This is a genomic window from Marichromatium bheemlicum, from assembly GCF_012276755.1.
Classification (GTDB): domain Bacteria; phylum Pseudomonadota; class Gammaproteobacteria; order Chromatiales; family Chromatiaceae; genus Marichromatium; species Marichromatium bheemlicum.
Genome location: NZ_JAAXKX010000002.1, coordinates 322,021 through 346,984, shown reverse-complemented (window position 1 = coordinate 346,984; position 24,964 = coordinate 322,021). Strand labels below are relative to the sequence as shown.

Below are 24,964 nucleotides of genomic sequence, written 5' to 3'. Positions count from 1 at the left end.
GGCTGCACCGGGCCGAGCCGGCGCGCGCCTCCCACCACCTGACCCTCGACGGTGCGCTGCAGGCACGGCTCGAGCCGTTGGCGCTGGCGCGTGCCCGGGCGCTCGGTCCTCGGGTCTCGGTGGCGCTGCTGGTCGCCGATCATCGCGCCGGCACCCTGCTCGCCCACCTCGGCGCGGCCGCGCCCTTCGATCAGGGGCGGCGCGGCTGGATCGACATGACCCGGGCCGTGCGCTCGCCGGGCTCGACCCTCAAGCCGCTGATCTATGCCCTGGCCTTCGAGGCCGGGGTCGCCGACCCGGCCGGCTGGATCGAGGATCGCGTGCGCGACTTCCACGGCTATGCACCGCGCAACTTCGATCGCGACTACCAGGGGCGGGTGCCGGTGGCGCGGGCGCTGCAGCGCTCGCTCAACGTGCCGGCGGTGACCCTGCTCGAGGGGGTTGGGCCGCAGCGCCTGCTCGGGCGGCTGCATCGCGTCGGCGTCGCACCGCACCTACCGCCCGGCGCGCGGCTGGGGCTAGCGCTCGCGCTCGGTGGGGTGGGGCTCTCGCTCGAGGAGCTGTTCGCAGTCTATGGTGCGCTCGCCAACGACGGTCGAGCGCTGGCGCTGCACCACCGGCGCGGCGCGGCGCCGGCCATGTCATCGGCCACACCGCTGGTCGCGGCGGGGGCGGCGCGCCGGGTCGGCGCCATCCTCGCCGCCGCGCCGCCGGCGGGCACCGCGCTGGGGCGAGGGATCGCTCACAAGACCGGGACCTCGTACGGTCATCGCGACGCCTGGGCGCTCGGCTACGACGGGCGTCATCTGGTCGGGGTCTGGGTCGGGCGCGCCGATGGCGCGCCGGTCCCCGGGTTGACCGGCGCCGGTGCGGCGGCGCCGCTGTTGCGCGATGTCTTCGCCCGGCTGGGGCCGGGCTCGCCGTTGCCGGTGCTGCCCCCGGCGCGCGCGCCGGCACCGGCGCTGACGCTCGCGGGGTTGCCGCGCGCGGGGCCGCACATCGCCTATCCGCCGGCCGGGTCGCGGGTCGCGCTCGGGCTCGATACGCCCGGCGCGGCGGCGCTGTTGCGGCTGCGGGTGCACGAGGGGCGGGCGCCCTTCCAGTGGTTTGCCGACGGGGTGCCGATCGGGCGTGCGCCCGTCGCCCGGACCCTGGACTGGTGGCCGCGCGAGCCGGGCTATGTCGATCTCGCGGTGGTCGATGCCCGGGGCGAGAGTGACCGGGTGCGGGTGTGGCTCGAATGAGCTGTCGTGGCGCGGCTGTCTATACTCGCAACCAAACAGTGCGCGCTGTCCGGGGAGGACGATGTGTGGCGGTGGCTGGGTGTGGTGGCGATGATCTGGACGGTGATGGGTGTGGCCGAGCCCTTGCGCATCGGTGGTACCGGCGGTGCGTTGGGGCTTGCCGAGGCGCTGGCCGTAGGTTACGGCGCGTGTTGTGGTGAGCGCCCCCAAGTGCTGCCGAGTCTGGGGACAGGGGGTGGGGTAAGGGCACTGGTCGACGGTCATCTCGATATCGCCTTGGCGGGGCGTGCGCTGAGCGTTGCGGAACGCCAGCAGGTTGGCGAAGTGGTGATCTTCGCCCGTACCCCGCTGCTCCTTGCCGCGCATCCCGAGGTTACCGCCGACGCGTTGGACATCGCGCAGCTGGCGGCGATCTATCGTGGCCAGCGTGTCACCTGGCCCGACGCCAGCCCCTGCCGTCCGGTGCTGCGCGCCGAGTACGATGCCGAGACCATGCTGCTGCGCCGGCTCGACCCACGGCTCGATGCGGCGCTCGATCAGGCCTTCGCACGTACCGATTTGGTGGTGACGCTGACGGCGCAGGAGAATGCCGCGGTGTTGCACCGGGTCCCGGGGAGCTTCGGCTATCTCAGCCGGGCGCAGTGGGCCGCCGAGTCGCTGTCGTTGCGGGTACTGCGTCTCGGCGGGCAGGCGCCGACCCTGGCGGCGCTGGCCGCCGGGCGCTATCCGCTGGCCGCCGAGTTCGCCCTGGTGCTTGCCACGGCCTCCGACGAGCGGGTCCGGGGCTTCGTCGAGTTCGTCTTCTCGGCCGCCGGTCGGGCCGTGCTTGAGGCCAATGGGGCGCTGCTATCGCCGCGTCCAGGGAGCTGAAGAGCGTGCCTCCCGAGGGTGGCCGCAGTCTCGCCGACCTGCTGCAGCTGGTGGTGGTGACGCTGGTGGTGGTGATGGCGCTGGCCGTGCCGGTGATTCACTTCGATGTCCAGCGTCGCTATCTCGACGGTAACCTCACCACCCTCTCGCTGCTTACCGCCGAGCAACTGATGCGCCAGGTGATCGCGCGCAACCCCGAGCTCTGGGCCTATGAACAGGGCCGTATCGCAGGGCTGCTGCGCGATCAGGTACGCGGTGTCGCGGTGCGGCAGGTGGTGTCTAGTGAGGGTGGGGAGACCGTGGTCGAGATCGGTACGCCGTTGCCGGCGCCGTTGTCGACCCATCGGCAGTGGTTGTTCGATGCCGGTCGACCGGTCGGCGCGCTGGAGACCTCGGCCTCGTTGCGTCCCTTGCTGCGTGACTCGCTGCTCTTGGCGCTGGTGCTGGCGCTGATCGGTGGGGTAGGGGTCGCGCTGCTGTGTCGCTATCCGTTGGCTCGGCTGCGCCGCGCCGAACGCGACATCCGCTATCTGGCCGAGCACGACCCGCTCACCGGCCTGCTCAACCGTCACGTGGTCGAGGCGCTGTTCGAGCGTGAGTCGGCGCGGGCGCGTCGTCATCACCTGCAGTTGTCGATCGTCATCTTCGACATCGATCACTTCAAGCGGGTCAACGATCGGCACGGCCACGATTGTGGTGACCGGGTGCTGCGTCAGCTCGCCGGGCTGGTGTCGCGACATGTGCGCGCCAGCGACTATCTGGTGCGCTGGGGTGGGGAGGAGTTCCTGATCCTCTCCACCCATACCGATTTGGCGATGGCTCGCACCCTGGTCGAGAAGCTGCGCCGGCTGGTCGCCGCGCATGATTTCGGGTTGGCGCAGTCGATCACCATCAGTCTGGGGGTGTGCGGTTGCATGCCGGGGGATGGGCTGCACGCGTGTGTGGGGTGTGCTGATGCGGCGATGTATCGCGCCAAGCGCGCCGGGCGCAATCGCTGGTGCGAGGGTGATGGTGTCGATTCCGGTGCGGAGGGGGCTGATGCTTGATCTGGTGAGACGTTTGCAGCGATGGCTGGATGTAACCCGGGCGCTGGACTTTCTCGCGCCACTGGCGCTGCGCCTCTATCTGGCCCCGGTGTTGTGGATGGCCGGAACCAAGAAGTTCGCGAACTTCGACGACACCGTGGCCTGGTTCGGCAATCCGGACTGGGGGCTGGGGCTGCCGGCGCCGGTGCTGATGGTCGCGCTCGCCGCCGGGACCGAGACCTTGGGGGCGGTGCTGCTGGTGGTGGGGCTCGGGGTGCGCTGGGTGGCGGTGCCGCTGATGGTCACCATGGCAGTCGCCGCGCTCACCGTGCACTGGCACAACGGTTGGCTGGCGATCGCCGAGGGCAGTGGCTCGCTGTTTGCCACCGAGCGGACCCTGGCCGCGGTCGAGCGCCTGGCCGAGGCCAAGGAGATCCTGCGTGCGCACGGCGACTATGCCTGGCTGACCGAGTACGGCAGCCTGGTGATGCTCAACAACGGGATCGAGTTCGCCGCGACCTATTTCGTGATGCTGCTGGCGCTCTTCTTCTGCGGCGCCGGGCGCTGGGTGAGCCTCGATCACTGGATTGCGCGACGTCTGTATGATCGTTGAGTGGCGCCCAGGATCGCTGCGGCAGGTTTGATGAGTCGGCCGGGGCGAGGCCCCGGCGGTGTCGTCAGGGCGGGCGCCGTGCGGCGCGCCGGTCAGTAGCGGCCGGGGGCGCGGACGACGTAGTTCTTGAGTTCGGCGCTCTCCTGGTTCATCCGCATCAGGTTGGCGTGGGTGATGCGGAAGATCGCGCGCATCACCTTGTAGACGATGCCTGCGTGTTCCTCGAGCATGGACTCGAAATCAGCCGGCTCCAGGGTCAGCACCCGGGCCTCGCCGACGGCGCGTAGTGCGGCCTTGCGGGTCGAGCCATCGACGAAGGCGCGGGTGCCGGCACACTCGCCGGCACGCATGCGGTGCAGTCGGGCCTCGGCGCCGCCCTGGTCGCGGATCACGTCCATCTTGCCGCTCCCGAGCAGGAACAGGGTCTGGCGTGCCTCGCCCTCCTTCACCAGGGTCTCGCCGTCGCTGAGTGCGACCTCACCCATGCGTTCGGCGAGGACGGCGCATTCGGCGTCGTCGAGTTCGGCGCCCAGGGTCGAGTGCTTGAGCGCCTGGGTCTTGTCGAATTGGCTCATTGTAATAGCTCCGCGTGCTGTAGATACGTGGGGATGCCGGTCGGCAGCCCGTTGGTCCGGTTGCTCCCCGGGACGTCGCCGGCCTGCGCTCCGGTCATCCGCAGGGCGCATACAGGCGTCTCGGGAAGCGGTCAGTGCGCGGTGTGCAGCGCCGTCCAGGCCATCGCAGGCCCTTGTCCGTGATGGGGAAATCTGAGCTGAATCCTACTGGTTCGAGCTGTCTTGCTGCAACTGCGCCGGGCGCGGTCGTGGCAATCTGGCGAGGGTTCGGGGTGGGGCGACGGGGCGGGTTGCTGCTGTCGCCAGTAGGCGACGGGAGGTGACATCATGGCCCGTTGCGTCCTCCGAATGATGACCGTACCGCCCCGGGGTAGTCGTTGCGCCGATGCCCTGATCGAGGTGCGGCCCCCTCGCCATGACGCGCCGCGGGTGCGGCTGGCTCGGGGGCGAGTCATCGCAGCGGCGGCACCACCTCGAGTGCTGTCGGCGCGGTGACCGAGAGGGCCGCGCCGGGGCGGCGTCGCCCAGGTGTCGTTGGCTCAGGTGATGACATCGGGGGCGGCGCGGCCGGTGCGTGACTCGATCTCGGCCAGCTCGCGGGCGGTTGTGATCAGCCCGGCGAGTGCGACCTGGGGATCGAGCTGGTGTTGTGCCGGGTCGGACTCGAAACGCTCGATGTAGACACGCAGCGTCGCCCCCTCGGTGCCGGTGCCGGAGAGGCGGTAGACGATGCGTGCGCCGTCCTCGAAGCAGAGACGGATGCCCTGGTGCTCGGCGCGTCCTCCATCGATCGGGTCGGTGTAGGCGAAGTCGTCGGCCCGTGCCACGCGGTGCGCGCCGAGCGGCTGGCCGGGCAGGGTGGGGAGCCGCTCGCGCAGCGCCGCCATCAGCCCTTCGGCGCCCTCCAGCGCCACGCCCTCGTAGTCGTGACGGGTGTAGTAGTCACGTCCGAAGCGTCGCCAGTGCTCGGTGACGATCTCAGCGACCGATTGGCCACGTGCGGCGAGCAGGTTGAGCCAGAACAGCACCGCCCACAGCCCGTCTTTCTCGCGCAGATGGTCCGAACCGGTGCCGAAGCTCTCCTCGCCGCACAGGGTGATGCGTCCGGCATCGAGCAGGTTGCCGAAGAACTTCCAGCCGGTGGGGGTCTCGAAGTGTTCGACGCCGAGCGCCTCGGCGACCCGGTCGGCGGCCTGGCTGGTGGGCATCGAGCGGGCCACGCCGCGGATGCCCTGGCGGTAGCCGGGGGTGAGATGGGCGTTGGCGGCGAGGATCGCGAGGCTGTCGCTGGGGGTGACGAAGCAGTCGCGCCCGAGGATCATATTGCGGTCGCCGTCGCCATCGGAGGCGGCGGCGAAGTCGAGCCCGTCGATGCCTCGGGTCATCGCCACCAGGGCCGCGGCATGGGTCAGGTTGGGGTCGGGGTGGCCACCGCCGAAGTCGGGCAGGGCCTCGGCGTTGAGCACGGTGCCGGCCTCGGCGCCGAGCCGGTTCTCGAGGATCTCGAGGGCATAGGGGCCGGTGACCGCGTGCATGGCGTCGAAGCGCATGCGGAACCCGCCCGAGGCGAACAGCCCGGCGATGGCGTCGAAGTCGAACAGCGAGGCCATCAGTTCGGCGTAGTCGGCGACCGGGTCGACGACCTCGATACGGGTCGCGCCGAGCGTCAGGGTGGCGATCTGGTCGAGATCAACAGCGGCGCTGTCGAGGGTGAGATAGCGCGTGATCTCCTGGGTGCGGACATGGATGGCGCTGGTCATCGACTCCGGCGCCGGGCCGCCGTTGGCGGCGTTGAACTTGATGCCAAAGTCGGCGTCTGGGCCACCGGGGTTGTGGCTGGCCGAAAGCACGATCGCGCCCTGGGCGCGGTGCTTGCGCACGATGCAAGAGGCCGCCGGGGTCGACAGCAGTCCGCCGCGCCCGACCAGCACCTGGGCGACGCCATTGGCCGCGGCCATACGCAGGATGGTCTGGATCGCCTCGCGGTTGTAGTAGCGTCCGTCGCCACCGACCACCAGGGTTCCACCGACGAGCTCGGGGCGGGTGTCGAAGATCGCCTGGACGAAGTTCTCGAGATAGTGCGGTTGCTCGAATACCCGAACCTTCTTGCGCAGCCCCGAGGTGCCGGGGCGTTGACCTTCGAAGGGGGTGGTGGCGATGATTTGCGGTTCCATCTTCAGACCCTTGACTGGTGGGGGAGATGCCGTCACTGGTTGGTACGGTCGTGCTCGGCGCTCGCCGAGCCGTACACGTCTCCCATGGCGGGGATGCGGTGGCGGGGCGAGGGCTCGATCCCTATGGGTCGCGCAGGTTCAGGGCGCCCATCCCGGGGCGGCCAGCGCTGGCGCTCCGCCGTCCGGGCATTGTATCCCCCCGTCGCCGTGCGACAATACCGGCATGGCCCGGCACGGACCCTGCCGGATGACTCGAACCCCTGGTTCGCAAACGATCTTCATTCCTCAAGGTACACGACAAGCATGACAGTAGAAGCGCACAAGGAAACCCTGGAGTTCAAGGCAGAGGTCAGTCAGGTACTCGACCTGGTGATCCGCTCACTCTACTCGAACAAGGAGATCTTCCTGCGCGAGTTGGTCTCCAACGCCTCCGACGCCGCCGAGAAGCTGCGCTTCGAGGCGCTGAGCGATGACGCTCTGTACGAGGGTGACGCGCAGCTGCGTATCCGCGTCGAGGTCGACCGCGAGGCCGGCACCCTGACCGTCTCCGACAACGGTATCGGCCTGACCCGTCAGGAGGTCACCGAGACCATCGGCAGTATCGCCAGCTCGGGCACCCGTCGCTTCCTCGAGAACCTTTCCGGTGATCAGACCAAGGACAGCAACCTGATCGGTCAGTTCGGGGTCGGATTCTACTCGGCCTATATCGTCGCCGACCGCGTCACCCTGGTCTCGCGTCGCGCCGGGCTCGGCGCCGAGCACGGGGTGCGTTGGGAGTCCGACGGTCGCGGCAGTTACAGCCTGGAGACGGTCGAGAAGGCCGGTCGCGGCACCGACGTCATCCTCCATCTCAAGGAGGATGAGAAGGAGTTTCTCGACAGCTGGCGATTGCGTTCGATCATCGCCAAGTTCTCCGATCACATCGCGCTGCCGGTGGAGATGCGCAAGGAGCACTACGGCGAGGAGGCCGAGGAGAAGCAGGAGGCGGCCCCCGAGTACGAGCAGGTCAATCGCGGCACCGCGCTGTGGATGCGCAACAAGTCGGAGATCTCCGAGGAGGAGTACCACGACTTCTACAAGCACGTCGCCCACGACTTCGAGGCGCCGCTGACCTATTCGCACAACCGCGTCGAGGGGACCAACGAGTACACCTCGCTGCTGTTCGTACCCAAGCGCGCCCCCTTCGACCTGTGGGACCGTGACCAGAGTCATGGCGTCAAGCTCTATGTGCGACGCGTCTTCATCATGGACGAGGTCGACAAGCTCACCCCGCACTATCTGCGCTTCGTCAAGGGCGTGGTCGACGCCGATGACCTGCCGCTGAACGTCTCGCGCGAGATCCTCCAGCACAACCGCAAGATCGACACCATCCGTCAGGCCAACACCAAGCGCGTGCTCGGCGTGCTCGAGACGATGGCGCGCGACGAGCCGGAGAAGTACGGCGCCTTCTGGGACGAGTTCGGTCGGGTGCTCAAGGAGGGGCCGGCAGAGGACTTCGCCAACAAGGAGCGTATCGCCGGGCTGTTGCGCTTTGCCACCACCGCGAGCGAGGGCGATGCCCAGCGCGAGTCGCTCGATGGTTATATCGAGCGGATGCAGGAGGGGCAGGAGAAGATCTACTTCATCACCGCCGACAGCCCTGCCGCAGCGCGCCACAGTCCGCACCTCGAGGTCTTCCGCAAGAAGGGCGTGGAGGTGCTGCTGCTCTCCGATCGGGTCGACGAGTGGCTGGTGAGCCACCTCACCGAGTACAAGGGTAAGTCGCTGCAGTCGGTGACCAAGGGCGACCTCGATCTCGGCGGGCTTGCCGACGCCGAGGACCAGGCCGCCAAGGAGAAGGCCGAGGAGGAGCACGGCTCGCTGCTCGAGCAGATGAAACAGACGCTCGGCGAGCAGGTCGAGACGGTACGCGCGAGCACCCGCCTGGTCGACTCCCCGGCCTGTCTGGTGGTCGGTGAGCACGATATGAGCGCCAACCTCGCGCGGGTGCTGAAATCGGTCGGCCAGGACGCCCCCGAGACCAAGCCCACGCTCGAGGTCAACCTCGAGCACCCGCTGCTCAAGCGTCTCGAGGCCGAGACCGATGACGAGCGCTTCGCCGAGCTGGCGATGGTGCTGTTCGATCAGGCCCAGCTCGCCGAGGGCGGTCAGCTCGAGGACCCGGCCGCCTTCGTCGGTCGGCTCAACAAGCTGATGCTCAACATGATGGTCAGCGGCGGCTGATATCACCTGCGATCACCGCGTTCGTCGCGGTGATCGTCCCACCATCTCGACGCGCCTCGCGCGCGTCGCCCCTCCCGATCGATGGGTGTCACGCCAGGCCGTGGGTCTGGCTGTAGTCCTGCCCGATCCGGCTGTGGCACACTCAAGATCAATGTTTTTCAATCGCAACCAGAATGAGGAGCGTCATGCGCATCATCCTGCTTGGCGGCCCGGGTGCCGGAAAAGGCACCCAGGCCGGCTTCATCAAGGAACACTTCAAGATCCCCCAGATCTCCACCGGCGATATGCTCCGGGCCCACGTCAAGCAGGGCACCGAGCTCGGTAAGGCGGCGAAGAAGATCATGGACGAGGGCGGGCTGGTGTCCGATGACATCATCATCGGCATGGTCAAGGCGCGTATCGACGCCGAGGATTGCCAGGGTGGCTTCCTGTTCGACGGCTTTCCGCGCACCATCGCCCAGGCCGATGCGCTCAAGGAGAGCGGCATCTTCGTCGACGCGGTGGTTGAGATCGACGTCCCCGACGCCGAGATCATCAAGCGGATGTCGGGCCGTCGTGTCCATCCGGCCTCCGGTCGCACCTACCACGTGGTATTCAATCCGCCGCGTGAGGAAGGCAAGGACGATGTCACCGGTGAGGCACTGGTCCAGCGCGACGACGATCGCGAGGAGACGGTCAAGGCACGCCTGGGGGTCTATCATGAGCAGACCGAGCCGCTGATCGGCTACTACTCGGGCTGGGCCGAGGCCGGTGGCGAGGGCGCGCCCAAGTATCTCAAGGTCGATGGTATCGGCTCGGTCGAGGAGATCCGCGACCGCATCCTCAACGGGCTCGAGGCTCGCTGAGCTCACCGCCGATCCGCTGTCGGCGACGATGGTGATCGGCCGCTCCGGATCGTGCGCGTCTTCTGCGGCACGGTCCGGGGTCTGTGCAGGGGCGGTGATTCTGTTACTATTCCCGCTATTCTTTAGCTATCTCGTAGGATATTCGCATGGCCGTCTTGGAGCTCGATACCAACAACTTCGAACAGACCATCAAGGACAACGACTTTGTCGTGGTCGACTTCTGGGCGCCCTGGTGTGGCCCGTGTCGCTCCTTTGCCCCGACCTTCGAGAAGGTCTCGGAAGATCATGACGACATCGTCTTCGCCAAGATCAACACCGAGGCGCAGCAGGAATTGGCGGCCCATTTCCAGATCCGTTCGATCCCCACGCTGATGATCTTCCGTGAGCAGGTGATCATCTTCTCGCAGCCCGGCGCACTGCCCGAGCGTTCCTTCCGCGAGCTGCTCTCCAAGGCCGCCGAGCTCGACATGGAGGAGGTCAAGCGTCAGGTCGCCGAGCAGCAGGACGCGCAGAACGGCTGAGCCCACCGTGCCGACAGTCTGATCGCGCGGCGCCGGGCCTCGTGCCCGGCGTCGGCGTTCTGGTGCACCCGATGATGCAGCCCTGTGCTTATCCCTGGACCGATTCGCTGCCGTTGGTGGCGCGTCCGAACGTCGGCGCGCTGCTGGCGCTGTGCGAGGAGAACTTCGCGCGTTTGGGGCGGCTGGCGCCGGATCTCACCGCGCTCAGCGGGCGGCGGTGCTCGAGGCGCCAGGATGGGGTCGATCTGGTGCTCGAGATCGAGTCGCAGACCCGCTACATGACCCTGCTGCGTCTGACCTACCTGTTCCCGGTGGGCGAGACCGGGGTACGGGCCGATCCGGACGCACGTCTACGCGCCTATCACGACGCTCGCCAGCTCGAGGTGCTCACACTCGAGCAATCGCTGTGGTCGATGCGCAATGGATATGCACCGCCAACGCTCGCGCACAAGTGGCGCGCCAACCTCTTTCTCGCCAAGTGGTTGAATTACTGTCTCGGACAGGGCCACTGTTTCCTCCTCGCCCAGCCTCCGTTCCCGGAGCCGGCTCGGCCCGATCGGCAACAGCCGACCTGCCCCTGAATCCCGGCGTACGAGTCCATCCGTCGACATCCACCGTGGCGGATGTATTGAAATAACCCCTTGCTTGACAAATTTACTAGGAGGGTCGGGTGATCGGGTCCTACTCGGTCTCCTTGTCAATCAATACCTTGCATGGGCATGCGACGATGAGACTCTCAACCAAGGGCAGATATGCGGTGACCGCCATGCTGGATCTGGCGCTGCACGCGGGCAAGGGCCCGGTCACCCTGGCCGATATCTCGGCAAACCAGGGCATTTCGCTCTCTTATCTCGAGCAGCTGTTCGCTGCGCTGCGCGCCAAGCAGTTGGTGCGCGGGGTGCGAGGGCCGGGCGGTGGCTACTATCTCGGCAAGCCGGCCGCCGAGATCTCGATCGCCAATATCATCTGTGCCGTCGACGAGTGGGTGGAATTCACCCGCTGTGGTGGGCGCGAGAACTGTCGCGACGGTCAGCGCTGTCTGACCCATCACCTGTGGGATCAGCTCAGCGACCAGATCTTCCAGTTCCTCAGTGACATCTCGTTACAGGATCTGGTCGAGCGTGGCGAGGACGAGGCCTTTGCCGCCGAGGGCAAGCGCCGGGCGGCCTAACCCCGGGTCCGCGTGCCGTCTTCCCCGACCGGGTACGCGGACGGTGCAATCCCCGTAGACGACCGACTGAACAGCGGGAGCCAAGGATGGTATCCTTCGCGGCTTGTTTCCTGGCGTGGCGGATGAGTCCGGGCGCCAGTCCATGTACCGGACCATGCTTGAGCCGCGATGTCAGCACAACCCGACGGTTTGATCACCATCCAGGACTTCGTGCGCTGGGGCGCGAGTCGTTTCAAGGCCGCTGGCCTGTTCTTCGGACACGGCACCGATAACGCCCTCGACGAGGCCGCCGAACTGGTGCTCGGCGCGCTTGACCTGGATCATTCCCTGCCCGCCGCCTTCCATACCAGCAGACTCACCCTCGCCGAGCGCGAGCACATTGCCGCGTTGATCGAGCAACGTGTCGCCGAGCGGGTGCCGGTGGCCTATCTCACCGGTCGTGCCTGGTTCGCCGGGTTCGAGTTCGGTGTCGACCGCCAGGTGCTGGTGCCGCGCTCGCCGATCGCCGAGCTGCTCGAGGTCGGTTTCGATCCCTGGATCGATCCGTCCGAGGTGAGCCGGGTACTCGATCTCTGTACCGGAAGCGGTTGCATCGGTATCGCTGCGGCGCTGTATCTGCCCGATGCCGAGGTCGATCTGGTCGACCTCTCGCCGGCGGCGCTGGCCGTGGCGCGCGCCAATGTCGAACGCTACGGACTCGATGAACGGGTGCGGGCGATCGAGTCCGACCTCTTCGCCGCGCTCGATGGCGTCTGTTACGACGTCATCGTCTCCAATCCCCCCTATGTGCCGCGTGACGAGTACGAGACCCTGCCCGCTGAGTTCCTGCGCGAACCCGAACTCGGGCTGGTCGCCGCCGATGCGGGCTTGGCGCTGGCATTGCGCATCCTTGAGCGCGCCCCGGCGCATCTGAGTGAGGGGGGGATCCTGGTGCTCGAGGTCGGCAACTCGGCCGCCGCGCTCGAGCAGCGCCTGCCCGAGGTGCCCTTCACCTGGCTGGCGTTCGAGCGCGGCGGGGAGGGCGTGCTAGTGTTGACGCGCGAACAGCTGGTGGCGCATCGGGCCGAGATCGCCGCCGCGCTCGCCGCATGAGGGCGGCGCCTGCCGCGCGACCCCCGGGCCGGCGCGAGTCTGGCTGGGCGTGGTCGCGAACGGAGGCGCCGGACCAAGATCGTGGAAGAGATTCCATTCCATACCCTGCTCGTGCAGATCGACGCGCCCCGGTGGGCCTCGGTGAGCGGGGATGATGCCTGAACGGGCGTTACGAAGAATGCCGTACCGGGCCGGACGCACGGCACCGCTCGGCTGGAGGGTTGATTAGGTGGAACAAGGCGTTTCCTTCGACATTGAGCTGATCCGTCGCTACGACCAGAGCGGTCCGCGCTATACCTCGTATCCGACTGCGGTCGAGTTCGCCGCGTCCTTCAACGAGGCGGCCTACCGCGCCGCCTGTGCACGCAGCAACGAGAGTGGGCGCCCGCTCTCGCTCTATTTCCACATCCCGTTCTGCGATACGGTCTGTTTCTACTGCGCCTGCAACAAGATCGCGACCAAGGATCGCTCGCTGGTCGCCCCCTATCTCGACCGCGTCTATCGTGAGCTGGAGATGCAGGCGGCGTTGTTCGACGACTCGCGTGTGGTCGAGCAATTGCACTGGGGTGGCGGCACCCCGACCTTCCTCAACGACCAGCAGATGACCGAGTTGATGGAGACCACGCGGCGTCACTTCAAGCTCGCCGACGACGAGGTCGGGGAGTACTCGATCGAGATCGACCCGCGCGAGGCCGACGCCGATACCATCGCGCTGCTGCGCCGCCTCGGTTTCAATCGCATGAGCCTCGGCGTGCAGGACTTCGACGAGCGGGTGCAGAAGGCGGTCAACCGGGTGCAGAGCGAGGCCGAGACCATGGCCGTGCTCGAGGCGGCGCGCGCCGAGGGCTTCCGCTCGATCAGCCTGGATCTGATCTACGGCCTGCCGTTCCAGTCGGTCGAGACCTTCATGAACACCCTCGAACGGGTGATCGCGGTCGATCCGCAGCGCCTGTCGATCTTCAACTACGCCCACCTGCCCTCGCGCTTCAAGCCACAGCGGCGCATCCGCGACGAGGACCTGCCGACCGCCGAGGTCAAGCTCGATATCCTCCAGGCGACCATCCAGCGGCTCACCGACGCCGGCTACGTCTATATCGGCATGGACCACTTCGCCCGTCCCGACGACGAGCTGGCCATCGCCCAGCAGGCCGGTACCCTGTACCGCAACTTCCAAGGTTATTCGACTCACGCCGACTGTGATCTGATCGGTATCGGTGTGACCTCGATCGGCAAGATCGACAACACCTACGGTCAGAATCAGCGTGAACTCGAGGCCTACTACGCCGACATCGACGCCGGTCGCCTGCCGGTGTTCCGGGGCATCGAGTTGACCCGCGACGACATCATCCGACGCGACGTCATCACCCGGCTGATCTGTAACTTCGTGCTCGAGATCCCCGCTGTCGAGGCGGCCTGGGGTATCGACTTCAAGACCTACTTCGCCGACGCACTCGACAAGCTGCAGGTAATGGTGGAAGACGGTCTGGTCGAACTCGACGCCGAGCGGATCCGCATCCTGCCGCGTGGCCGGCTGCTGGTGCGTAACATCTGCATGACCTTCGACGCCTATCTCGCGGCCAAGAGCGGCCCGGTCGGCTTCTCCAAGGTCATCTGAGTCGCGCGCATGGAGGCAACAATCGAGTTCGCGGACATCCCCGCTCGGTTCCGGGCGTGCGCGGCCCGCTACGGCGAGGCGCCCGCGTTGTACGACGACAGTGGGGTGCTCGATTATGGCGAGCTCGATCGCCTCTCTGATGCCATGGCCGGGGCGCTGGTCGGCGCCGGTCTGCGCCCCGGTGCCCGTGCCGCGCTGCTTTGTGCCAACGGGCGTGAGTTCGTCATCGCCTATCTGGCGATCCTCAAGGCCGGCGCCACCGTGGTGCCGATCAATCTGTTGTCGAGTGCTCAAGAGGTCGCCTATATCCTCGCGGACGCAGCCCCTGTGCTGTTGCTCCACCAGCCGGCCTTCGCCGCGGTCGCTGAGGCCGCCTGTGCCTGCTGTGCGGGGGCGCCGATCCGGATCGAGCTGGCCGCCGACCGGCCCGACTTCGCCGCGTTGCTCGCACACCCGCCGCTGGCGCCGCGATCCGGGGCCGAGGTCGCGGCGGTGCTCTATACCTCGGGCACCACGGGGCGCCCCAAGGGCGCGATGCTCAGTCACGCCAACCTGATCGCCAATGCCGAGGGTTCCTGGCAGGGCTTCGAACTGGTGCCCGGTGATCGTCTGCTGGTGGTGTTGCCGCTGTTTCACTCCTTCGCTGCGACCACCGCGATGCTCACCCCGTTGCTCCACGGCTTGGCGATGATCCCGGTGGCGCGCTTCGAGCCGCGACTGGTCACCCAGGCGATCGCCCGGCACGGTGCCACCGTGTTCCTCGGCGTGCCGAGCATGTACGGGGTGCTGTTGCGCCATGCCGAAGTCCTGGTCGAGCACTGGCGCGGGGTGCGGCTGTGTATCAGTGGCGGGGCCGCGCTGCCGGTGGCGCTGTTGCGTGAGTTCGAGGCCCGCTTCGAGGTGATCCTGCTGGAGGGAGCGGGCGCGACCGAGTGCAGCCCGGTGTTCTGCGTCAATCGTCCGAGTCTGCCGCGCAAGCCCGGCTCGATCGGGCCGGCGCTGCCGGGGGTGGAGCTGTGTGTGCGCGACCCCGCCGGACAGGTGTTGCCCCGTGGCGAGACCGGTGAGCTGTGTGTGCGCGGTCCCAATGTGATGCACGGCTATTTGGGGCTGCCCGAGGCCAGTCGTGAGGCCTTCTACGATGATTGGTTCCGTACCGGTGATCTGGCGCGGATCGATGCCGATGGTCATGTCTATCTGGTCGACCGGATCAAGGACCTGGTCATCACCAACGGCATGAACGTCTATCCGCGGGTGGTCGAGGAGGCGCTCTATGCGCATCCGGCGATCGCCGAAGTGGCGGTGGTCGGTGATCCCGACCCCAAGCATGGCGAGGTGGTGGTGGCGCACGTGTCCCTGGTCGCCGGGGCCGAGGTTAGTACTGCGGCGCTGCGCGCTTGGTGTCGTGATCGCCTCGGTGCGCACGAGGTGCCACGTCGCCTGGTGCAACACGATGCGTTACCGAAGAACGCCTCGGGCAAGATCCTCAAGCGTGCGTTGCGTCGTTACGGTGTCGAGACCGCTGCCGACGGGCCGCCGGAGGGTGGGGCGTCGGTGTAGATGGCGCTTGGTGGGGCAAAAAACCACGCGTTATACTGAACAACTTTTGATCGTGCGGGCGCTTGCCCGCATTCGTTTTTTCAGCAAGGTGCGGGCCTGATCAGATCCCGGCGCCGACAGGAGATGAATCAATGCAAGTTTCGGTGGAATCGGGTGAGGGTCTCGAGCGTCGCTTGAAGGTCGAACTGCCCGCCGAGCAGATCACCGGCGCGGTCGATCAGCGTCTGCAGCAGCTCGCGCGTAGCGCCAAGCTGCCCGGTTTTCGCCCTGGTAAGGTGCCGATGAAGCTGTTGCGCAAGCGCTATGGCGATCAGGTCCTCGAGGAGGTGTTCGGCGAGCAGGTGCAGTCGACCTTCTACGAGGCGCTCAGCCAGGAGTCACTGCGTCCGGCCGGACAGCCGCAGATCGAGCCCGAGATCGACCTCGAGGCCGACCGCTTCGCCTATGTCGCCACCTTCGAGGTGATGCCGGAGTTGGAGCTGGCCGCGCTCGAGGGGCGCGCGCTCAAGCGCCCGGTCAGCGAGCTCGCCGAGAGCGATCTCGACGCACTGCTCGAGCGGCTGCGTGATCAGCACAAGACCTGGAGCCCGGTCGAGCGTGCCGCGGCGCAGGGCGATCAGCTCACCATCTCCTTTGCCGGCACCATCGACGGCGAGGCCTTCGAGGGCGGCTCGGCCGAGGACGTCGAGCTCGAACTCGGTTCCGGGCGGATGATCCCTGGCTTCGAGGACGGCCTGGTCGGTGCCGCCGCTGGCGAGACCCGGACCGTTGAGGTGACCTTCCCCGAGGAGTATCAGGTCGAGGCCCTGGCTGGCAAGCCGGCGAGCTTCGAGATCACCGTCAGCCAGGTCGCCGAGCCGGTGCTGCCCGAGGTCGATGGCGAGTTCGTCAAGCGCTTTGGCATCGAGGACGGTGACGTCGAGCGCTTCAAGAATGACGTGCGCGAGAACATGGGGCGCGAGTTGAAACAGCGCCTCGAGGCCCGCACCAAGGAAGCAGTGATGGACCTGCTGCTGGAGGCCAATCCGGTCGAGGTGCCGCAGGCGCTGGTGCGCGACGAGATCCGCTCGATGCAGGACGAGATGCGTCGCTCGGTGGGCGCGCAGGGCGATGTGCAGCTGCCCGATGCCCTGTTCGAGGAGGCCGCCCAGCGTCGTGTCGCCCTCGGTCTGATCGTCGGTGAACTGATCAAGCAGCATGAACTCAAGGCCGACCAGGAGCGGGTGCAGGCCATGCTCGACGAGGTGGCCGCGACCTACGAGGATCCGCAGGCGGTGGTCGATTACTACAAGGCCGAGCGTGGTCACATGGCCGCACTCGAGGCCGCAGTGCTCGAGTCGCAGGTGGTCGACCTGGTGCTCGAGCAGGTGTCGGTCGAGGACGAGCCGACGAGCTTCGAGGCGCTGACCAACCCGGGCGCCGCGAGCTGAGCGGCACCTAGCCCGCAGGACGTACGCGCCCGCCGCTAGCGGTGGGCGCGTCACAGAGTCAATACCGCAGAGAGTTGAAGGCGTATCCCATGAGCAACATCGAGAGTCGGACCGACTGGAGACCCGAGGGGCTGGGGCTGGTGCCAATGGTCATCGAGCAGACCGCCCGCGGCGAGCGCTCGTTCGACATCTACTCGCGCCTGTTGAAGGAACGCGTGATCTTCCTGGTCGGCCCGGTCGAGGACCACATGGCCAACCTGGTGGTCGCGCAGCTGTTGTTCCTGGAGTCGGAGAACCCGGACAAGGACATCCATCTCTATATCAACTCGCCCGGTGGCGCGGTCACCGCAGGCCTGGCGATCTACGACACCATGCGCTTCATCCGCCCCGACGTCAGCACCATGTGCATCGGTCAGGCGGCGAGCATGGGGGCCTTGTTGCTCGCCGGTGGTGCTGCGGGCAAGCGCTACTGCCTGCCGCATTCGCGGATGATGATCCATCAGCCGCTCGGCGGCTTCCAGGGTCAGGCCACCGACATCGACATTCACGCCCGCGAGATCCTCTACATCCGCGAGCGTCTCAACCAGATCCTCGCCGAGCACACCGGCCAGTCGATCGAGAAGATCGCCGAGGATACTGAGCGTGATCGTTTCATGGGCGGCGAAGAGGCCCAGGCCTATGGGCTGATCGATCGTGTCATCAGCGAGCGAGGGCCTGCTTCGGGGAAGGAGTGAGCGGTACGACGCCTGGCGTCGCAATCGACTGGAGTCTGGAGGCTTGTCGGGCGTCGCCGCAGTGTGACGACTGGCAAGCCTTCGTCTCTTCACTCTCTTGCCATATAAGCGCAAACCGTTATGATTGAATTCGCCTCGATGGGGATTGCCGGATCCCCATCCCCAACCGACCCCCCGGAGAGCTATTCCCGATGAGTGGAAACAAGAGCGACGAAGGCAAGCTGCTCTACTGTTCGTTCTGTGGCAAGAGTCAGCATGAAGTCCGCAAGCTCATCGCAGGGCCGTCCGTGTTCATCTGCGACGAGTGTGTCGAGCTGTGTAACGACATCATCCGCGAGGAGATGCAAGAGGGCGTCGGCGAGGCCGCCAGCAGTCTTCCCAAGCCGCGTGAGATCAAGGCACGTCTCGATGAGTTCGTTGTCGGCCAGGAGTTCGCCAAGAAGGTACTCTCGGTCGCCGTCTACAACCATTACAAGCGTCTCGAGGTGGCCGAGGCCAAGGAAGACATCGAGATCGCCAAGAGCAACATCCTGCTGATCGGTCCCACCGGTTCCGGCAAGACGCTGCTCGCCGAGACCCTGGCGCGACTGCTCAACGTCCCCTTCACCATCGCCGATGCCACGACCCTCACTGAGGCGGGCTATGTCGGCGAGGATGTCGAGAACATCATCCAGAAGCTGTTGCAGAAGTGCGACTACGACGTCGACAAGGCGCAGAACGGCATCGTCTACATCGACGAGATCGACAAGATCTCGCGCAAGTCCGACAACCCCTCGATCACCCGTGACGTCTCGGGCGAGGGCGTGCAGCAGGCGCTGCTCAAGCTCATCGAGGGGACCGTCGCCTCGGTGCCGCCGCAGGGTGGGCGTAAGCACCCGCAGCAGGAATTCCTGCAGGTCGACACCTCCAACATCCTGTTCATCGTCGGTGGTGCCTTTGCCGGCCTCGACAAGATCATCCAGAATCGTTCCCGCAAGACCGGCATCGGCTTCTCGGCCGAGGTCCACAGCAAGGACGACGGGCGGATGATCGGCGAGCTGCTCAGCGGCGTCGAGCCCGAGGACCTGATCCGCTATGGGCTGATCCCCGAGTTCGTCGGCCGCTTGCCGGTGATGGCGACCCTCGAGGAACTCGACGAGGCGGCGCTGATGCGTATCCTCACCGAGCCCAAGCACTCGCTGGTGCGTCAGTATGCGCGCCTGTTCGAGATGGAGGACGTGGAGATCGAGCTGCGAGAGGACGCGCTGCGTGCGATCGCAACCAAGGCAATGGAACGCAAGACCGGGGCTCGCGGCCTGCGGACGATCATGGAGCAGGTGTTGCTCGACACCATGTACGAGCTGCCCTCCATGGAACACGTCAGCAAGGTCGTCATCGACGCCTCGGTGATCGCCGGTGAGAACAAGCCGTTCCTGATCTACGACGGGATGGAGAAGCAGGCGGCATCGGGAGACTGATCGATCGCGCTGTCCCACCCCCAGGAGGCGGACGGACACCCGCCGCTGGACTGTCCGCCCGCCCTCAATCCAGGTGCGTCGGCGCGTTGAACTGCGCGCCGGCCGCCCCGATCCTTTCCCCATCATCCAATCGTACCGACGTCGGCGTCCGTGGAATGGTCCCAGGGCTCGGCCCGATCGTACCGACCACGGCCCCGCGGGCCGTCGCTTTCAATGAGAACGGGTTTCCATGGCGCAACACGATTCCAACCTGACATCCACGACCCCGCAGGAGCTGCCGGTGCTGCCGCTGCGCGACGTCGTCGTCTATCCGCACATGGTGATTCCATTGTTTGTCGGGCGCGACAAGTCGATCCGCGCGCTCGATACCGCCATGGCGAACGACAAGCAGATCCTGCTGATCGCGCAGAAGAGTGCGGAGGTCGATGACCCCGAGGCCGGTGACCTGCATGAGATCGGCACCCTGGCCAACATCCTGCAGTTACTCAAGCTGCCCGACGGCACCGTCAAGGTCCTGGTCGAGGGTAATCAGCGTGCCCGCATCGAGCGTTTCCTCACCACCGAGGATGCCTTCTCGGCAGTGATCGAGCCGCTCGAGGAGACGCTCGAGGCCGACGAACGTGAGCAAGAGGTGTTGATGCGCTCGGCCGTCGGGTTGTTCGATCAGTACGTCAAGCTCAATAAGAAGGTGCCACCCGAGGTGTTGACCTCGCTCTCGAGCATCGACGAGGCCGGGCGTCTGGCCGACACCATGGCTGCGCACATGTCGCTGAAGCTCGACGAGAAGCAGCGGGTGCTGGAGATGACCGATGTGCAGCTGCGCATCGAGCACCTGATGGGGCTGATGGAGTCGGAGAACGACATCCTGCAGATGGAAAAGCGCATCCGTGGGCGCGTCAAGCGCCAGATGGAGAAGAACCAGCGCGAGTACTATCTCAACGAGCAGATGAAGGCGATCCAGAAAGAGCTCGGCGAGCTCGAGGACGCCCCCAACGAGATCGAGGACCTGGCCAATCGTATCGAGGAAGCCAAGATGCCTCGCGAGGCGCACAACAAGGCCCAGTCCGAACTCAACAAGCTCAAGCTGATGTCACCGATGTCGGCCGAGGCCACGGTGGTGCGCAACTATATCGAGACCCTGGTGCAGGTGCCGTGGAAGAAGCGCTCGCGCATCCGCAACGACATCAAGGTCGCCGAGTCGGTCCTCGACAAGGACCACTACGGGCTTGAGCGGGTCAAGGAGCGTATCCTCGAGTACCTCGCGGTGCAGCAGCGGGTGCGCAAGCTCAAGGGCCCGATCCTCTGCCTGGTCGGACCACCCGGTGTCGGCAAGACCTCGCTCGGTCAGTCGATCGCGCGTGCCACCAACCGCAAGTTTGTGCGCATGTCGCTCGGCGGGGTGCGTGACGAGGCCGAGATCCGGGGCCATCGCCGGACCTATATCGGCGCGCTGCCGGGCAAGATCATCCAGAACCTCTCCAAGGCCGGTTCGCGCAATGCGCTCTTCCTGCTCGACGAGATCGACAAGATGGCGATGGATTTTCGTGGCGACCCGGCCTCGGCGTTGCTCGAGGTGCTCGACCCGGAGCAGAACCATGCCTTCGCCGACCACTACCTGGAGGTCGACTTCGACCTCTCCGAGGTGATGTTCGTGGGGACCGCCAACACCCTCAACATCCCCCCGGCGCTGCTCGACCGTATGGAGGTGATCCGGCTCTCGGGCTACACCGAGGACGAGAAGGTCGCCATCGCCGAGCGTTACCTGATCCCCAAACAGATCAAGAACAACGGCCTCAAGCCTGGGGAACTGGTGATCCGCGAGGCGGCGCTGCGCGACATCATCCGTCACTACACTCGCGAGGCCGGGGTGCGCAACCTCGAGCGTGAGATCTCCAAGATCTGCCGTAAGGTAGTCAAGGAGGTGCTGTTGAAGAAGCGCGACAGCGCTACCACGGTCACGGCCAAGTCGCTCGAGAAGTATCTCGGGGTGCAGCGTTACCGCTATGGTCAGGCCGAGGAGCACGATCAGGTCGGGCAGGTTACCGGACTGGCCTGGACCGAGGTCGGTGGCGAGTTGCTGCAGATCGAGTCGGCACTGATGCCGGGCAAGGGTAAGCTCAGTTACACCGGTCAGCTCGGTGACGTGATGCAGGAGTCGATCCAGGCGGCGATGACCGTCGTGCGTTCACGTGCCGCAGCACTTGGCGTCCCGACCGACTTCCACAGCACCTTCGATGTTCACATCCATGTCCCCGAGGGGGCGACCCCCAAGGACGGGCCGAGCGCAGGTGTGGCCATGTGCACGGCGTTGGTCTCGGCGTTGACCAAGATCCCGGTGCGTTCGACGGTGGCGATGACCGGTGAGATCACCCTGCGTGGCGAGGTGCTGCCGATCGGTGGACTCAAGGAGAAGCTGCTCGCGGCACATCGCGGCGGCATCGAGACGGTGATCATCCCGCTGGAGAACGAGCGCGATCTGGTCGAGATCCCTAAGAACATCAAGCAGCACCTGGAGATCCATCCGGTGCGCTGGATCGACGAGGTCCTCGACATCGCCTTGGTCGAATCGCCGCGCCCGGGTGGTGACACGGCCAAGGCCGAGGAGGCCGAGGAGGAGTCGGCCGAAGGTGCCCGTGAGCTGGGGGCGCCACTGCACCATTGAGGATCGGTCCCGATGCCGATCGACGTCGGTTGGCATCGGGGACCATTCAGCCGCCAGCCCGTAGGTTGGGCCGCCCGCGCAACCCCAGCGACATCGCGCCATCCCAGAACGGGCAACCCAACATCGACGCCGCCGCGGCGTTGGGTTGCCAACGGCAACCCAACCTACGTCCGGGCGCATGTGCAGGCTCACTGCTTTGTGTTTCGCCGTTTTATCGACGGAGTCTGAATCGATCGTTAAGCTGTTGGCCGGTGTCAAAGGGCACCCGGGCGGAGAAATCTGCCATGTCAAGGGTCGGTGCTCTGCTTAACGGCGGGTTTTTGTGGTCAACTGGTACAAAAGCCGGTTGCCCTCGCCGAGACTCCGATTTAGCATGCGTCAATCTTGAAGAAGGCTTGCGCACAGGGGCTTTGCCCCGCGTCTGATGCGTGGCATCCGCCTCATCGTCGTCGCGCAGTCAGTGTGTCCCAAACGAGACAGGTAACAGGGGGATCAATGAATAAGTCTGACCTCATCGAAGCCATGGCGGATGCCGCGGATATCTCCAAGGCGGCGGCCGCGCGTGCCCTCGATGCCTTCACCGACTCGGTCGCCGTGACCCTTAAGGACGGCGGTACCGTGTCGCTGATCGGCTTCGGCACCTTCAGCGTGAAGGAGCGCGCAGCCCGCACCGGCCGTAATCCGCAGACCGGCGCGACCATCGAGATCAAGGCCTCGAAGACGCCTGCATTTAAGGCTGGTAAAGCGCTCAAGGATGCCGTACAATAGCGCTTCGCCTTTGGGGGGGAGCAACTCGATGCCTTCCTCCCAAGCCGAAGGGTGGGGTGCTTAGCTCAGCTGGGAGAGCATCGCCCTTACAAGGCGAGGGTCACAGGTTCGATCCCTGTAGCACCCACCAACACCGAAAAAAAGGTGTTGCAACGAAAAACAATTGCTGTATAATGGCAATTCTTCTGGAGCGGTAGTTCAGTTGGTTAGAATACCGGCCTGTCACGCCGGGGGTCGCGGGTTCGAGTCCCGTCCGCTCCGCCAGATTCGATAAAGAACGGGGCATCCGCAAGGGTGCCCCGTTTTTTTTGGCCCACACCTTCGTTTTTGGATCGATCGCCATGCTTCAATCCATCAGGGATCGTGCCCAGGGCTGGATCGCCTGGGTCATCGTCATCTTGATCAGTGTTCCGTTCGCGCTCTGGGGTATCCAGTCCTATCTCGGCATCAGTGGGGAGACGGTGACCGCGACCGTCAACGGTATCGAGATCACCGAGCGCGACCTCGATCGTCGAGTCCAGCAGACCCGTATGGAGCTGCGTGAGCGTCTCGGTGCTGCCTATGACCCGGCGGCCTTCGCTACCGCCGACCTGCGACGCATGGTGCGCGAGGAGATGATCCGCGAGGTCCTGCTCGTTGAGGTCGCACAGCGACTCGGGTTGCGTGTCTCCGACCAAGAGCTCAAGCTGCGCATCCTCTCCGAGCCTGCCTTTCAGCACGACGGCCGCTTCGACAACGAGGCCTTTCAGCGCCTGCTGCAACTACAGGGGTTGAGTGAGCGGCAGTTCGTCGAGCAGCTGCGTCAACAGCTCACCGGCACCCAGTTGATCCGTGCGGTCGTGGCCAGCGAGTTCGCGACCCAGCGTGAACTCGAACAGTTTCAGCGACTCTCGGCCCAGCAACGTGAGATCGACTATGCACGCTTCGCCGCTGCTGATTATCTGAGTGATGAGCCCGTCGCCGATGAAGCGGTCGATGCCTATTATCAGGAGCACGCCGAGCGCTTCCGCAGTCCCGAGCAGGTCAAGCTCGACTACGTGGTCCTCGACGTCGCCGAGCTGGCAGAGGAGATCGAGATCGACGACGCGGCCCTGCGTCAGGCCTACGCCAGTGAGCAGGCGCGTTTCGTCACCCCCGAGCAGCGCCGGGTGCGGCACCTGTTGGTGGCGCTGCCGCAGCAGGCCGATGACGAGCAGGTGGCGGCGGCCGAGGCCGAGATCACGGCACTGCGCGAGCGTATCCTCGCTGGTGAGTCCTTTGCGGAACTCGCCACCGCGCACTCGGATGACCCCGGGAGCGCCGGGGAGGGCGGTGCGCTCGGCCTGATCGAGCCGGGGATGATGGATCCGGTGTTCGATGAGGCGGTGTTCGCGCTGCCCGAGGGCGAGTTGAGTGAGCCGGTGCGGACCCGCTTCGGGTTCCATCTAGTCGAGGTCGAAGCGGTCCGTCCGAGCGAGACCCAGCCGTTCGAGGCGGTCCGTGAGCAGCTCCATGAAGAGCAGGCTCGCGCCCAGGCCGAGTCGCTCTACTACGACCTTGGCGAGCGTCTGGCCACCCTGGCCTATGAGCGACCGGACAGCCTCGAGCCGGTGGTCGAGGAACTGGGGCTGGTGCAGCGTCAGAGCGACTGGATCGGACGCGAGGGCGGTGAGGGGTTACTCGCCGAGCCCGGGGTGCTGTCGGCTGCCTTCAGTGAAGAGGTACTGATCGAGGGCAACAACAGCGAGCTGATCGAGCCCGATCGCGAGCGCTTGCGGGCCGTGGTGGTGCGGGTGCGCGACCATCGTGAATCGGCGCAGCGTCCGCTCGAGGACGTCCGCGAGGACATCGTCACCGCGCTACGTCAGCAACGCGCCGAAGCGGCGGCGCTGGCCGCGGCCGAGACCGCGCTGGCACAGGTCCGTGACGGCGAGGCCGATTGGGCCGAGGCGATGACCGGCGCGACCCTCGAGTCCGTTGGTCTCGTTGGACGTGGTGCGGCGCTGCCCGATGCTGTGCTTGACCTCGCCTTCACGCTGCCGGCACCGCAGTCGGATGCGCCCGAGCTGGAGGCTGCGGCGCTGGCCGATGGTGATGCCGTGGTGGTGCGTCTGACTCGGGTCGAGGATGGTGAGGTGACGGTCTCCGAGGGTGCCACCAGCATCCCTGAGGCCGGGCTGCTCGCCGAACTCGCCGGGCGTGAGCTCTATGATACGGTGCTTGCTGACATCGAGCGTCGCGCCGAGATTACCCGCGAACCGCTGCCGGAGGCGTCTGACGTCGACTGATCCATCGTCGTGACCGGGGGGCGGGTCCCCTCGGTCTGGGGCACGTGTTGTGAGCGTCGTGCCCTGTTGATCGAATCCGAACCGCCAGGGTGTGGGCCCCCGGGAGTCGTCTCGGAGG

Annotated in this window: 20 protein-coding genes and 2 tRNA genes; 20 read left to right on the top strand and 2 right to left on the bottom strand. The window is 66.1% G+C overall.

Annotation, left to right across the window (positions count from 1 at the left end; translation table 11 throughout):
• The 4 genes from HF203_RS03220 to HF203_RS03205 all read left to right on the top strand — a co-directional run.
• Nucleotides 1-1,244: penicillin-binding transpeptidase domain-containing protein (locus HF203_RS03220; protein WP_281349773.1), on the top strand; the 1,244-nt coding region annotated here is incomplete at its 5' end.
• 63 nt (nucleotides 1,245-1,307) lie between these two features.
• Nucleotides 1,308-2,114, top strand: coding sequence for a substrate-binding domain-containing protein (locus tag HF203_RS03215; RefSeq protein WP_168666498.1), 807 nt, complete (start codon nucleotides 1,308-1,310; stop codon nucleotides 2,112-2,114).
• Nucleotides 2,115-2,119: 5 nt separating this feature from the next.
• A complete protein-coding gene (locus HF203_RS03210) occupies nucleotides 2,120-3,160 on the top strand; it encodes a diguanylate cyclase (RefSeq protein ID WP_168666496.1) in 1,041 nt (346 codons plus the stop codon).
• Nucleotides 3,153-3,752, top strand: coding sequence for an HvfX family Cu-binding RiPP maturation protein (locus HF203_RS03205; RefSeq protein WP_168666494.1), 600 nt, complete (start codon nucleotides 3,153-3,155; stop codon nucleotides 3,750-3,752). The genes HF203_RS03210 and HF203_RS03205 overlap by 8 nt, the downstream gene beginning before the upstream one ends.
• 92 nt (nucleotides 3,753-3,844) lie before the next feature.
• Here HF203_RS03205 and HF203_RS03200 read toward each other — a convergent pair whose 3' ends face one another.
• Both HF203_RS03200 and HF203_RS03195 read right to left on the bottom strand, forming a co-directional pair.
• Complete coding sequence (locus HF203_RS03200) at nucleotides 3,845-4,327, bottom strand: Crp/Fnr family transcriptional regulator (protein ID WP_168666492.1); 483 nt, start codon at nucleotides 4,325-4,327, stop codon at nucleotides 3,845-3,847.
• Nucleotides 4,328-4,866: 539 nt separating this feature from the next.
• Nucleotides 4,867-6,501, bottom strand: a complete 1,635-nt coding sequence (locus tag HF203_RS03195; RefSeq protein ID WP_168666490.1) for an alpha-D-glucose phosphate-specific phosphoglucomutase — start codon at nucleotides 6,499-6,501, stop codon at nucleotides 4,867-4,869.
• A gap of 303 nt (nucleotides 6,502-6,804) precedes the next feature.
• Between HF203_RS03195 and htpG the strand changes: the two genes are divergently transcribed.
• The 16 genes from htpG (at nucleotide 6,805) to HF203_RS03115 (ending at nucleotide 24,846) form a co-directional block, all read left to right on the top strand.
• The gene (gene htpG, locus HF203_RS03190) at nucleotides 6,805-8,724 is read left to right on the top strand and encodes a molecular chaperone HtpG (RefSeq protein WP_168666488.1); all 1,920 of its coding nucleotides are present in this window, start codon (nucleotides 6,805-6,807) and stop codon (nucleotides 8,722-8,724) included.
• Nucleotides 8,725-8,909: 185 nt separating this feature from the next.
• On the top strand, nucleotides 8,910-9,569 hold the full coding sequence (gene adk, locus HF203_RS03185) for an adenylate kinase (protein WP_168666486.1): 660 nt from the start codon (nucleotides 8,910-8,912) through the stop codon (nucleotides 9,567-9,569).
• A gap of 146 nt (nucleotides 9,570-9,715) precedes the next feature.
• Entirely contained in the window at nucleotides 9,716-10,090 is a 375-nt protein-coding gene (gene trxA, locus HF203_RS03180; RefSeq protein WP_168666484.1) for a thioredoxin, read from the top strand.
• Between the two features lie 71 nt (nucleotides 10,091-10,161).
• A complete protein-coding gene (locus HF203_RS03175; protein WP_343043870.1) occupies nucleotides 10,162-10,671 on the top strand; it encodes a DUF1249 domain-containing protein in 510 nt (169 codons plus the stop codon).
• 146 nt (nucleotides 10,672-10,817) lie between these two features.
• Nucleotides 10,818-11,261, top strand: a complete 444-nt coding sequence (locus tag HF203_RS03170; RefSeq protein ID WP_168666482.1) for an Rrf2 family transcriptional regulator — start codon at nucleotides 10,818-10,820, stop codon at nucleotides 11,259-11,261.
• Between the two features lie 168 nt (nucleotides 11,262-11,429).
• Nucleotides 11,430-12,353: a 50S ribosomal protein L3 N(5)-glutamine methyltransferase gene (gene prmB, locus HF203_RS03165; protein WP_168666480.1), complete on the top strand. Its 924-nt coding sequence runs from the start codon at nucleotides 11,430-11,432 to the stop codon at nucleotides 12,351-12,353.
• A 229-nt stretch (nucleotides 12,354-12,582) separates the two neighbouring features.
• A complete protein-coding gene (gene hemN / locus HF203_RS03160; protein WP_168666478.1) occupies nucleotides 12,583-13,968 on the top strand; it encodes an oxygen-independent coproporphyrinogen III oxidase in 1,386 nt (461 codons plus the stop codon).
• A gap of 9 nt (nucleotides 13,969-13,977) precedes the next feature.
• Nucleotides 13,978-15,528 (top strand): long-chain-fatty-acid--CoA ligase, encoded by a 1,551-nt coding sequence (locus HF203_RS03155; protein WP_168666476.1) that lies wholly within the window; start codon nucleotides 13,978-13,980, stop codon nucleotides 15,526-15,528.
• A gap of 131 nt (nucleotides 15,529-15,659) precedes the next feature.
• Nucleotides 15,660-16,958: a trigger factor gene (gene tig / locus HF203_RS03150; protein WP_168666474.1), complete on the top strand. Its 1,299-nt coding sequence runs from the start codon at nucleotides 15,660-15,662 to the stop codon at nucleotides 16,956-16,958.
• 89 nt (nucleotides 16,959-17,047) lie between these two features.
• Nucleotides 17,048-17,692: an ATP-dependent Clp endopeptidase proteolytic subunit ClpP gene (gene clpP / locus HF203_RS03145; protein ID WP_168666472.1), complete on the top strand. Its 645-nt coding sequence runs from the start codon at nucleotides 17,048-17,050 to the stop codon at nucleotides 17,690-17,692.
• Between the two features lie 191 nt (nucleotides 17,693-17,883).
• A complete protein-coding gene (clpX, locus tag HF203_RS03140; protein ID WP_062275383.1) occupies nucleotides 17,884-19,149 on the top strand; it encodes an ATP-dependent Clp protease ATP-binding subunit ClpX in 1,266 nt (421 codons plus the stop codon).
• Between the two features lie 229 nt (nucleotides 19,150-19,378).
• Nucleotides 19,379-21,811: an endopeptidase La gene (gene lon / locus HF203_RS03135; protein WP_168666470.1), complete on the top strand. Its 2,433-nt coding sequence runs from the start codon at nucleotides 19,379-19,381 to the stop codon at nucleotides 21,809-21,811.
• 462 nt (nucleotides 21,812-22,273) lie between these two features.
• Entirely contained in the window at nucleotides 22,274-22,579 is a 306-nt protein-coding gene (locus tag HF203_RS03130; RefSeq protein WP_343043869.1) for an HU family DNA-binding protein, read from the top strand.
• Between the two features lie 54 nt (nucleotides 22,580-22,633).
• Nucleotides 22,634-22,709: transfer RNA gene (locus tag HF203_RS03125), tRNA-Val, on the top strand.
• Between the two features lie 57 nt (nucleotides 22,710-22,766).
• A tRNA-Asp gene (locus HF203_RS03120) sits at nucleotides 22,767-22,843 on the top strand.
• A gap of 77 nt (nucleotides 22,844-22,920) precedes the next feature.
• On the top strand, nucleotides 22,921-24,846 hold the full coding sequence (locus tag HF203_RS03115; RefSeq protein WP_168666467.1) for a SurA N-terminal domain-containing protein: 1,926 nt from the start codon (nucleotides 22,921-22,923) through the stop codon (nucleotides 24,844-24,846).
• Nucleotides 24,847-24,964 lie beyond the last annotated feature (118 nt).